Origin of the sequence: Terrisporobacter hibernicus, from assembly GCF_020809405.1 — a bacterium.
Lineage (GTDB): Bacteria > Bacillota > Clostridia > Peptostreptococcales > Peptostreptococcaceae > Terrisporobacter > Terrisporobacter petrolearius.
Genome location: NZ_CP081135.1, coordinates 3,924,425 through 3,936,279 on the forward strand (window position 1 = coordinate 3,924,425; position 11,855 = coordinate 3,936,279).

At 28.5% G+C, this 11,855-nt stretch carries 13 protein-coding genes; 3 read left to right on the top strand and 10 right to left on the bottom strand.

The features are described from left to right. Positions 1-3: 3 nt before the first annotated feature. Positions 4-165: a nucleotide-binding protein gene (locus JW646_RS20400; protein ID WP_331478044.1), complete on the bottom strand. Its 162-nt coding sequence runs from the start codon at positions 163-165 to the stop codon at positions 4-6. Between the two features lie 29 nt (positions 166-194). After that, a complete protein-coding gene (gene cooS, locus JW646_RS19170; RefSeq protein ID WP_228416031.1) occupies positions 195-2,108 on the bottom strand; it encodes an anaerobic carbon-monoxide dehydrogenase catalytic subunit in 1,914 nt (637 codons plus the stop codon). A gap of 247 nt (positions 2,109-2,355) precedes the next feature. On the opposite strand from cooS, the gene JW646_RS19175 reads away from it, so the two are divergent. Next, a complete protein-coding gene (locus JW646_RS19175; protein ID WP_228416032.1) occupies positions 2,356-3,261 on the top strand; it encodes a LysR family transcriptional regulator in 906 nt (301 codons plus the stop codon). Positions 3,262-3,413: 152 nt separating this feature from the next. After that, the gene (locus JW646_RS19180; protein ID WP_331478045.1) at positions 3,414-3,764 is read left to right on the top strand and encodes a DUF1622 domain-containing protein; all 351 of its coding nucleotides are present in this window, start codon (positions 3,414-3,416) and stop codon (positions 3,762-3,764) included. A gap of 59 nt (positions 3,765-3,823) precedes the next feature. Here JW646_RS19180 and JW646_RS19185 read toward each other — a convergent pair whose 3' ends face one another. The 7 genes from JW646_RS19185 to JW646_RS19215 form a co-directional block, all read right to left on the bottom strand. After that, the gene (locus JW646_RS19185) at positions 3,824-6,094 is read right to left on the bottom strand and encodes a M56 family metallopeptidase (protein WP_228416034.1); all 2,271 of its coding nucleotides are present in this window, start codon (positions 6,092-6,094) and stop codon (positions 3,824-3,826) included. Between the two features lie 64 nt (positions 6,095-6,158). Then, positions 6,159-6,524, bottom strand: coding sequence for a BlaI/MecI/CopY family transcriptional regulator (locus tag JW646_RS19190; protein ID WP_228107653.1), 366 nt, complete (start codon positions 6,522-6,524; stop codon positions 6,159-6,161). Between the two features lie 174 nt (positions 6,525-6,698). Next, positions 6,699-7,274: a hypothetical protein gene (locus JW646_RS19195; protein ID WP_228416035.1), complete on the bottom strand. Its 576-nt coding sequence runs from the start codon at positions 7,272-7,274 to the stop codon at positions 6,699-6,701. A 22-nt stretch (positions 7,275-7,296) separates the two neighbouring features. After that, on the bottom strand, positions 7,297-7,920 hold the full coding sequence (locus tag JW646_RS19200) for a hypothetical protein (RefSeq protein ID WP_206923460.1): 624 nt from the start codon (positions 7,918-7,920) through the stop codon (positions 7,297-7,299). A gap of 261 nt (positions 7,921-8,181) precedes the next feature. Beyond that, positions 8,182-8,898: a hypothetical protein gene (locus tag JW646_RS19205; RefSeq protein WP_228416036.1), complete on the bottom strand. Its 717-nt coding sequence runs from the start codon at positions 8,896-8,898 to the stop codon at positions 8,182-8,184. A 188-nt stretch (positions 8,899-9,086) separates the two neighbouring features. Then, positions 9,087-10,097, bottom strand: coding sequence for an asparaginase (locus JW646_RS19210; RefSeq protein ID WP_228416037.1), 1,011 nt, complete (start codon positions 10,095-10,097; stop codon positions 9,087-9,089). A gap of 98 nt (positions 10,098-10,195) precedes the next feature. Next, positions 10,196-10,336, bottom strand: a complete 141-nt coding sequence (locus JW646_RS19215) for a hypothetical protein (RefSeq protein WP_228417409.1) — start codon at positions 10,334-10,336, stop codon at positions 10,196-10,198. A gap of 11 nt (positions 10,337-10,347) precedes the next feature. Here JW646_RS19215 and JW646_RS19220 point away from each other — a divergent pair, with 11 nt between their 5' ends. Continuing rightward, positions 10,348-10,752, top strand: coding sequence for a staygreen family protein (locus tag JW646_RS19220; protein ID WP_255701570.1), 405 nt, complete (start codon positions 10,348-10,350; stop codon positions 10,750-10,752). Positions 10,753-10,809: 57 nt separating this feature from the next. Here the strand turns inward: JW646_RS19220 and JW646_RS19225 are convergent, their stop codons facing one another. Continuing rightward, positions 10,810-11,703 (bottom strand): sulfite exporter TauE/SafE family protein, encoded by an 894-nt coding sequence (locus tag JW646_RS19225; RefSeq protein ID WP_074916836.1) that lies wholly within the window; start codon positions 11,701-11,703, stop codon positions 10,810-10,812. Positions 11,704-11,855 lie beyond the last annotated feature (152 nt).

Genomic DNA, 11,855 nt, shown 5'->3' on the forward strand with positions numbered 1-11,855 from the left:
TGATTAATAAACCTCTTTTGTAAATCCTAAAGCTGATGCTAAATTAGCATCAGGATCTGCATCTACAGCTACTACTCTATACCCATCTTCTGCAAACATTCTAGATAATATGGAAGAGAATGTAGTTTTTCCTACGCCACCTTTGCCTGTTATTGCTATTTTCATTTAATATTATTCATCCTTTGTAATTATATTTACACATTTTGATTTAATTTTGCTTCATATACTTCTTCAAAATGTTTACGTTTCTCTTCTATATCATTGATAATTATTTTAACTAATTCTTTTGGATTTTCATTAACTGTAAATGATGCTCCTACTTGTTCTTTTAATCCACCACAAAGTATTTCAACAGCTTTTGATGAACCGCCTACAGGTGGCATTATTCCTAAATATGTATCTATACCACTTGATACAATATAAGTACCTATGGCAACAGCTTTTTCTGACATCCATTCTGGTGCTGATCCTGCTATTGGCAAATCACATATATCTAAGCCTGTATAATTAGCTAATGCTGAAGCTACATCTAATATACGACAACAGTCAACACATGAACCCATATGAAGTACTGGTGGTATATCAACTAATTTGCATACTGTTGCAAGTCCTTTACCTGCCATTTTCTTTCCTTCTTCTTTATCCATAAGTCCATTTTTAGCTGCTGCTTGAGCTGCACATCCTGTGGAAGCTACTAAGATATCATTTTTGATTAATTCTTTCATTACAGTTATATGAGAATTATTTGAAGGTACTCTGGCATTACTACATCCTACAACTCCAACTATACCTCTTATAACTCCTGATTTTAAGCAATCCACTAATGGTTTTACTGTTCCTGTTTCATCTATTTGAGTATTGACTACTTTATCTAATTGATTTATTATTGCATCTACACTATAACCAACTGTCGCTTTTGATTTAAAGTCTGGTATAAGTACATTTTCTCTATTTCTATTTTTGTAGTTAAGTACTGCTTCTTTTACTATTTTTAATGCATCTTCATATGCATTTTCTTCTTTAAATTCCATAAATGTTGAACCTGTTATTTTTGCTTTTTGAGATGTTGTTATGAATTTTGTATGATAGCAATCAGCAACCTTTGCAAGAGCTGGGAATATACATTGAACATCAACTATCATAGCTTCTACTGCCCCAGTTATTACTGCAAGTTCTTGTTGATGGAAGTCTCCTGCAACTTTTATACCATGTCTCATTGTTATTTCATTACCTGTGCAGCACATACCTGATACGTTTATGCCTTCTGCTCCCATTTCTTTTGCTAATGCTAATAACTCTGAATCTTGTGATGCTAAAACTATCATTTCTGATAGTGAAGGTTCATGACCATGAAGTATTATATTTACTTGGTTTTCTTCAAGTACGCCTAAATTTGCTTCTGTCTCAACTGGCATTGGAGTTCCAAATAATATATCACTAAATCTGGTTCCTATCATTGAACCTTGCCATCCATCCGCCATTGATGTTCTTAATGATAAATTTATTAAACTATCTATATCTGCTGCACATCCCACATGAGTTGAATGCATTACAGTAGCTATCTCTCTATCTATGGCTCTTGGTTCTATACCTAAATCTCTCCATATTTTTTGTCTTTTCTCTGGTGCATTTTTTAAAAATATTGATACTCCAAATGGTTTTCCAAACTCCATCAATGCTACATTTGCAACTTCATGAGCTATATCATATATATCTCTATTTTCTGTTTCTACTCCCCATTCATTAGCTAGTGCTATTAGTTTTTCTTCTTCTCTTATTCTATAATTTCCATCTTTGCTAGTTAGTGCCATTGTATGAGCTATATCCCTAGCATGGTCAGAGTGAGCTGCAGTTCCTCCTGCACACATTCTTGCGAAGTTTCTACCTACTATTGTATGTTCATCTGCTCCACATAATCCCCTTGGTGTTTTTGCACTTATTCGACATGGACCCATTGCACAGTTTCTACAGCAAACTCCTTGAAGACCAAATCCACATTGTGCTTTCATTGATAATTTTCTGTCATATATTGTTTCTACCCCATCTTTTTCAGCTTTATCTAGTAATACACGGCTACTTAAGTCAATAGTCATTAATTTTTTATCCATTTCCCCACTCCTTTATACAATTCTATTAACTTATGATAATATTAATTTATGATGTTTAACTTCCTTAACTTACACTTAGAATTGTAGCAAAATAGCAGTCTGTTGAATAACACAGCTTAGTTGTATATTATACAACTTTTAGTTCCTTGACTTTTTTTAAATTGTTCCAAGCTTTTAACAATGTTATACTTTTATTGAAATCATTTCAAATAATATTTTAATTGATTAAATTAAGGGGTTGAACCAAATGGATATAAAAACATTAAAATACTTTTTACAAATCTGTAAGGATGGCAGTTTTTCTAAAGCAGCTAAAAATCTCTACATATCTCAGCAAGGATTAAGCAAAGCTATAAGTAATTTAGAAAAAGAAATTAATGTTGAACTTTTTTATAGAAATACTACAGGTAATGAGCTTACAAAGTATGGATATTACTTAAAAAATAAAGCAACAACTATAGTTTATCAGTTCGATATTTTAACTGAAGGTATAAAACAAATGGCAATAGAAGATAATGATTACTTGAAAATTGGACTTTCTTATGGAGTTCTCAATGCTTTACCAAGCAATATTATGGAGGAGTTTAACAATCTTTATCCTAATATAATGCTTAGCCTAAAAGAATATACTGACTTTGATTGTGAAGAAGCAGTCTTAAATGGTGAAATTGATTTAGGTTTTGCTATTCATTATTTTAATAATAATAAATTTGATTATAATTTCGTAAAATCAGAAAAACTTTATGCTCTTGTTAACAAAAAACATCATCTATGCAATAAAAAAGAAATTGACTTTAAAGATTTAAAAAATGAAAAAACCATTCTAAATAGTAACAAATCTAAAATTCATCATAACTACATAATAAAATGTTTAGAAAACAAATTTGATCCAATTATATATACTCAAACAGATGAAATGATACTAATTCATGATTTGGCTAAAAGGAATGAAGGCATTGGTATAAGTATTAATTTTGCTCATACTAAATCATGTAAGATTAATTATATTCCTTTCAAAGATAAATCATTTACTTGGGATATTTATATGATTACTAAGAAAAATCCTAAGTATAATAAAAATATACAATTATTTAAAAAATTTATACTAGAACAAGTGCCATCTAATAACTCCAAAATATTACATATATTATAAAAAGGTTTCTGACTTATAGAGCACGTTGTACCTATAGTTAGTCTCTGTTTAAAATTATTATATTAGCATTAGTTTTAGTGGCTTGAATATTGTTATTTTATAAGTTCATACTATAAATAACTAACAATTTATAAGGACTGATTAATTTGGAATTGAAAAATATATTGCACTTACTTGTTACTATTCTATATTGGTTATCTGTAATAGTAATAATTTATGGCGTTATTATACAGTTTATTAGCTTTGTAATGTCTGAAATAACTACTAAAGATAGAAAAGTAGCTGTTGAAAAAGTTACTATGCTGAAAAATTTTTTAGGCACATATATATTATTTGCTCTTGAGATATTAATTGGTGCAGATATTATTGAGTCAATACTGGATCCAACTATTGATCATATACTAACTCTGGCTGCTTTAGTTATAATCAGGACTATAATATCTTATTTTTTAAATAAAGAAATTAAATCTGAAAATAAAAATAGTAATCCACCTAACAATTAAGTTGATGGATTACTTATTATTGAAGTTTTTGCGACTTGTGTTTATATTTTAAAATTCATTTAAAACTTATTTAAAAAATCTATTTTTTTTACATCATCTGTATTATTCATATTTTTTATTAATATGGTTCCTGTGTGCTTATTATATAAATCACTAATTTTTGATATTCCTTTAATAGTCAAAATATTATTTTGACTCTCTCCTCTACCTATAGTAACTTCAAAATCTACATTTTTTGTATTTTCTCCTATGGTTATATTTTTCATAGATAGGTGTAAATCTTTATCACTTTCGTTCTTTACACTTCCATAAATTTTAGCTTCATTGTTTACTATTTTTATTTCCTCTGCTGTAAATGTAGTCTTAGCTTCATCTATATATATAAAAGTGTTTCCTGAGAATTCTCTGTAAGAAATATATTTATCACTGTCTATTTTTTCCATTTTGTTATTGTTTATTTCGTATGAAATTTCTTCTAGTATCTGACCATTTTCATTTTTTTTAGTGAAATTTAACATTTTAGTTGTTTTACTATAATCGGTTTTATAAATATATCTTTTTTTATTTTCTATAACTTCTCTAGTTCCAATATAATCAGGATATGTGCCTACTTCTTTTATATCCAATGCAGATTCATCTATATTTTCTTTTTGAACATAATGATAAGTTACCTTCGATTTTCTGCCTAAACCTTCAACATACTTGGTTGCATCTTGGTTTATTTCTTCTAATAACTTTTCTGATTCCTTTGTATCATTTAAAATATCCAAAGCTTTATTTGCTTCTTTTCTTGGAAACATATCTTTTATGGATTTTTCCAAATAACTTCCATCACTTGCCATTTTCATATCTACATAGTAATATTTATTATTATCTTTTAATTTGCTTCCTTCTGTAGAGTCAGTTGTAAATGTTATCTTTAAAGGTATTTCTAAGCTAGCTTTTACCAAATTAAATATATTATTTTGGAATTCATAATCTCCATAAGTTGCTATTAAGTAAATTTCTATTTTATTGTTTTTAGTAGATTTACCTAAAATTTTATGAGCTTCTACAGATAATTCTCCATCCCCTGAATATATTCCTGAATGTTTTTTTTCATATTCTGATCCATATTTTTCTAAAATTACATTTGATATGGCCTTATCTAAGTCATCATCCACTTTTATAATTTTTGCATTTGTAAGTAATACGCCACCCATTACAAGTAAACAAATTATACCTGTTACTGTAAATATCTTTTTTTTATTAGAGAAATTCTTACTATTTTTTATTAGTTCTACTCTTTCTCTCATAGTTTTCTTATCATTAGCCATATTTAATCCTACTCTCACTTTAGAATTAAAATTAATTTTTTCTAAAACGTTAAGCATTGTAATACCGTATTTATTATGTTCATCTTCATTCAAAACACTTAGTACCCTTTCGTCACAGGCTATTTCCATGTCATTTCTCATTTTTTTGAAATAGTAGTGAATAAGTGGATTGAACCAATGTACACATTGTAACACTCCAAGTAAATTATCTATGTAATTATCTTTATTTTTGTAATGGCATAATTCATGTAAAAATATGTGAGTTAACTCTTCTTCACTTAAATTTATTAAGTGTCTTGGTAAAATAATGTTGACTTTAAACATTCCCACAAGGGATGGTGAGTTTATTTTATCATGTACTATTACTTGAATATTTTTATTTATATTTAATTGTGATTTACAGTTTTTTAAAATTTTTTCAAGTCTTTCATATTTTAATATAGAAGATTTTTTTAAGTCTTTTATAAAATAAATATAAATTGCCATGTGACCAACTATTGCAAATATTAATCCAAATAACCACACATATGACAATATTGTTGAAAGTTTATCTTTATTTGTACCTACTATTGGTCTTGAGGCAGTATTATTAATTACTTGACTATTTTGTCCAACATTTTCATAATCCTCATTACTACTGTAATTATCTTGAGAAGTTGAGTTTGTACTATTTACTTCATTAGTCTTATTGTCTGCCTCTATGTAGTCATTAGTTTGCGACGCATTTGAATTACTATTTACATCATCTAATTTAGTATCATTATTTTCTAGTTGACCTCTATTACTGCTCAGTATGTTTTCCATATTAGAATTTATTGGTATGCTATTAAACAAACTTATATTGCTTTCTGGTCCAAATGGAATTATTAGTTTTATTACTAATATAATCCAAAGTAGGTATGCATATCTTTTGTTAATTTTATTTTTTAGTAAGGTTTTTATTAGTAGTATTATAAGACCTGTGGCACTTCCAAATATAGTAGCCCCAACTATATATCCCCAAATATTTTCCATAATTCACTTCCTCTTTTATTTCCCCTCTTAATATTTTAATTTACTTATCAGTACCATTTAATTTTTACTCGTCTTTTAACATGTCTTTTAACTCTTCTATTTCTGATTTTGATAATTTCTTACTTTTTACAAAGCTAAGTACCATTTTATTTATTGATCCACTATAAAGTTTTTCTAAAAATGACTTACTTGCATCATCTTTGTACTCATCTTCACTAACTGTTGTGCTATAGATATATGATTTTTTATTGCTTTTGTCTACTTGTACAACTTCCTTTGATACTAATCTTGTAATAAGTGTTTGAATTGTTTTTGGTTTCCAATCACTTTTGTCTTTTAGTTCTTCTATTATTTCACCACTGGTTGCTTCTTGTTTTTGCCATAATATTTTCATTACTTCTAATTCTGATTCAGAAATATTTTGTTTCATTGATTAACCTCCTTTTAAAACTTACATTCGTAATCTTTAATTAAATCTTACAACTGTAATCCAATAAAGTCAATGATTCTTTACTCAGTAATTTTTCTTAATTATTAATTCTTCATAAACTTTGCATAAAAAAAGAACCAGATAAATCTGATTCTTTTGAAATAATAACATAGTCTATTTATTTTCATTCTCAAAAGGAGTATGCCTTTCTTTTCTATACTTCCCAAAGTACCCATCAACAGAGTACTCAAAAACTTCATATGTATTTTTATCAACGTAAAACATCATATTGCTTATTTTAACCATCTTAAAAATATAGTACTTTCCCTTTATTTTAGTTGGGTGATCACCATCTCCCTTGTACATCACGTCTTTAAACTCCTTTCCACAGGAATTTACGATTGATTTCTTTGCTTTATTAATTTTGTCTGACTTTGTTTCTTTAATAGTTTCTTGTACTTGTGACTGATCATCTTCTTTTACGATGGATATTTTATACTTACTTATATCTTCAATTAAATTTTTTATGCTAAAATCAGTAAAAATCCCTATTTCCAGGCCTATAGACAGACTTATTATTACTAAGATCCATGGTATGTTTTTGTTTTTTATTTTGTTGCCTAGAGCTTCTATAATGTTTTTCTTCTCTTTTACTTTTTTCTTGCTTTTCATGTTTTTAGGTCTTCGTCTTCTTCTTTGACCCGCCTTATTTGATTTATTGTTTTGTTCTAATCTTCTTCTATCTTTCACATCTTACCCCCACTTTAAATTACTAAATGTCCATATCAACTATATAATACTTTTCTTCTTTGCTTTGAATTACTATTTTTTTGTCTTCTTTTGATATGTCACCATTATTGTTAAGAGTTATGGAAAATTTCATATCTAAATAGTCTTTGTCTGGATTTTTTCCTTCATAATATTTCTCATCAACTAAGGGTTTTACACTTATGGATTCTTCTTTTATGTCTTTTCCTTTAGTGTCCATATTGTTTAGAGTAAAATCTACGTAAGCTTCAACAAGGTCGCCTTTCTCTATTTTTTTCATAGATGAATTATGGGCATCCATATCATCTTCTGAAAGCTCTTTTGGTGGATTTTTTTTGTAGTAAAGATGATGTTCATATATAGCCAGTATATCTGATGCTGTTTTGCTTCCCTTTTCTTTAAATTTCTTCAACTTGTCCACGTTATTCAGATCTGGACTTAGGCATTTTATCATTGTGCTTTTGTCCTTGTTATAAGTTGCTTGCACAAAATGGGCTACTACACTTTGTGATGATGAGTTTGCTTTACTAAACTTATTTTTAATTAACCTTTTGCTGTAAGTTCCTATAAATATTCCTATACTTACACATAAGATACATAACAACACATTCTTAAGTATTTTTTTCATTTTTATAATAGTACCTTTCTAAAATAGTTTTAAATTTAATATTTGAATTTTTTAGCTTGATGTTTTGAATAAAACTATTCACTACCTATTACTATATATACGTTAGTTGTTCATTTTTCTATATACTTTAAACATTGGCTAAATAAAATTTTTCAAAAAGAAAAAACTATTCTGGTATATGTGCAAAGAACATATATCAAAATAGTCTTTTTAATAACTTCTTCATTTTTATATTAACAATCAATAATACTGGATAAATTATTAATCCATATCATCCACACTATAGTCGTCCATACTATAGTCACTTATACTACCTTTAAAAACAACCTCATTGTCATTATTAAAAATAATATATTCAAAGGCCTCACTGCTATAGCCTAGATCTTCTCCTTTTTTAAGTTTATAATCAAAGTCTTCATTTATATGTAGGTTTCTTTTTTCCTTAGGATAGATTTTTACCTTATTTTTCAAAACAATATAATCTTTATTTATGAATTTTTTTACTAAGGATGGTGATTTAATTTTTATACCAAATTCTTGAACTTCATTACTACAATTAAGTATTGATATTTTCCCATTAAGACTTAGTTTATTTTTTTCATATTCAAATTCAACATAAGTTTCATCCCTATTCATATAAATTGAGTTTAAATTATGAGAAAAGCTTTTATAAATTTTAGCGCCGTACCCTCCTAAGCCAATAAAAACATTCATTAGTATTATTGTTACAATAAATCTAAAAAGTGGTGAATTTATAAAATAATTTTCTTTTTCACTATTTATACTTTTCAAACAATAGTAAATTACAACCATAACTATAATTACATAGTAATAAAATGTGCTGTTGCCAAAAGTTATTGGCTTAAATATCCTTTCCATATATGGTGAAGGGTTATTATTGCTATTTCCCATTAGGATAAACATTAATATTAGTCCTATATAAGAAATGATTAGTTTTTTGTTATTAAATTTTTTCACTTTCTTTTCCCCCAATATGATTATTTAATTTAGAAATATATACCAATTATATACTAAAGATTTATATAATTCCAACTTTATGGAAATCCTATTTTATGGAAAAACCAAGGGTGTATCTTTTTTGATACACCCTTGGTTTTCAAAACAAATCTTACTTATTTACTTTCACAGACTATACCCATGCAATTTTACACTTTATCCAAATGAAAAACTGGTTTCACCTGACCTATAGTATTTCCCAGACTATTTTTCAAATCTTCTCCTCTAAATCTTTCCAAAGCCTTAATTTCTTCCAAAGTTAGCACACCAAGATCTTCCAAACATCTCATAACAACAGGAGCCACGGCCCTTGTGTAATTTCCATCTTCTATTTTTATGGCAATACCCATATCTGCACCCTTTACCGCCACACAGTAAACACCATCAGCGCCCAGCTTTCCTATAAGCTTTCCATTGGTGTTTTTTATTAATTCTGTGCAAAATCCATCTGTACCAGCAATCATCTCTGGTGCATTGTTCATGGACCTAAAAATTCTATCACAAGCATTTTTCACATCTATTTGAAAATCATCAGTATTAGTAAATTTGGCAAAAGCTAGGGCAGCATTGTAAAGAGGCATGGCGTGAACAGGAACGCCGCATCCATCTACTCCTATTAAAATTTTATCTTCATCTATTTCACAAAAATCAGCTACAAGTTTTTTTATATCTTTTTGTATGGGGTGATTTATTGAATTATAATTTTCTATGTCGTATCCTTTTGCTAAGCAAGATGCAAGCATTCCACTGTGCTTTCCTGAACAATCAGAGTTGGCTGGAATTAAGTGAATATGATTAGCTATTTGAAATGTTTTGTAATCTTCATTCAAAGAATATCCTCCTCTACAAAGAAGGTTTTCTTGTGTTAGTCCTATTTTCTCAAGTATTTTGTCTATCACTTTTTTGTGTATGTCTTGTCCATAGTGGGATGCACACATAAGTGCTATTTCTTCATCTTCAAAATTGTATTTTTCATTGGCACCACTTAAAAACACATTTATAGCTTGAACTGGTTTTAGCGATGAACGTAAATATGCAACTTTGCAAGGATCCCCTTTGTAGTACTTAAGTTTCCCATCTTTTCCTACTACTGCCAAGTCACCTCTATGGATGTTTTCCACCAATGGTCCTCTACTTACTTCCAAAAGAACTTCTGACATTTTATACTCCCCCTTTTTTATTTAACCAAGCAACTGTGTATTTATCTAAAAATATTTAATATTTATACTTATATTATATATTTTTTCTTATTTTAAGGTTAAGCTTTTGGATTGTATACTTGAAGAAGAAATATAATACCTGTAACCTTTGTCTTATTTTCCTTATATGATAAAGTAATATTAATTTTTGAAAGTTGGTGATTATATGGAATTTGACCCAAATAAACTGGAAACCACATTCATACCACCTATGACACCCTTGGGCCCAATTGAAGGGAGAAAATACACCCTTACTCATTCAGATACTACAGGAATGCTTTTTTTAGATATTGGCCCTGAGTACAATTATTCTGCCATAAATGAAGAAATGAGAGATGAACTTCTGGGAAAATATAAAAGATACGGTTATAACTCTTATATATTGATTTTTTATGCTTATGTTGGTGATTCTGATTATTTTGCTGCATCAATGAAATACGGCGCTTTTAAATATCATCTACCTTTTGCTCTTCAAGCTATTTTTTATGGAGATAAAGAATTGTTAAATGAGAATGATTTTTTACTTGATACACCTATTTACGTGAAATTTGATTCTGAAATTGCCATTTTTGATAACTATGAAAACTATGGTTATATAAGAGACTACATCTTATAGTTAAAATAAAAAATCCACTAACTAAAATTAAATTTTAGTTAGTGGATTTTCATCTATTTAACTTGCTTGATTTTCAAGTTTATTTTCATCATCTTTTTTAACTGCTGATTTAAACATAGTAACTGCTGTGTAAAGTACAACTGCAACTACTAACCAGTTTAACCAGTATACTGGAAGATTAGTAACAAATTTTAATGCAAGTATTGAACCTACTATACCACCTATAGTTATACCCATAGATACTTCTCTTACGTAAGCTCCTTCTTTAACAAACTTAGTACAAGCTATTGGTCCAACAAATGCACATGATCCCATCATTATTGGAAATGCTGCCTTTGGATTCATTCCAAGAAGTGCAACCATTGCCATACATGGTGCATATAATCCTATACCTGCAGTCATTAATGCTCCAAGTACAAAGTTACCTACAACACCTATTATTAACTTAGTTCCTTCAAGTCCCATAGCATCTCCACCTGCTGGCATTACTCCTAACTGTTTTGCTATTAGTAATCCTGCTGTACCAAGTAAAGCTATTCCCATAGTTAACTGAACTTTCTTTTCTGGTAACTTAGAAATTATACCTGCTCCTATCCAAGAACCTGTTACTGCTGCAACTATCATACATACTAATGTAAATATATCAATTTCTATTACTGTTAATGACATAAGTGCTTGTGCTACCATTGGTAGTGCATGAGCTACGTTTAATGTTCCTGGTAATAATTTATCAGGTACGTTAACCTTCTTGTCAAATTTTAAAATTGCTGTTGTTGTTGCAAATGATCCTACCCCAATTGCATCTAGGAAATCTGTTACGAATCCTATGATTAAACTTTTCTTAAAAATACCATTATTAGCTGAATCTCTGTTTTTTCTAAAGTCATTTACATAGACTGTTGAAAACCCTGCTGAAATTACTGCTATTGCCCCTAAAATTGCTTTTAACATAATTGTTTTGCCCTTCTTTCTTTTATTGTCGCGAACAAATTATATCACCTTCGAAAATGTTTTCCAATAGTATTAATATTTTTTTATATATATTTTTCATTAATTTTATATTTATTTTAATCATCATAAAATTCTAATTTTTAACACAATTT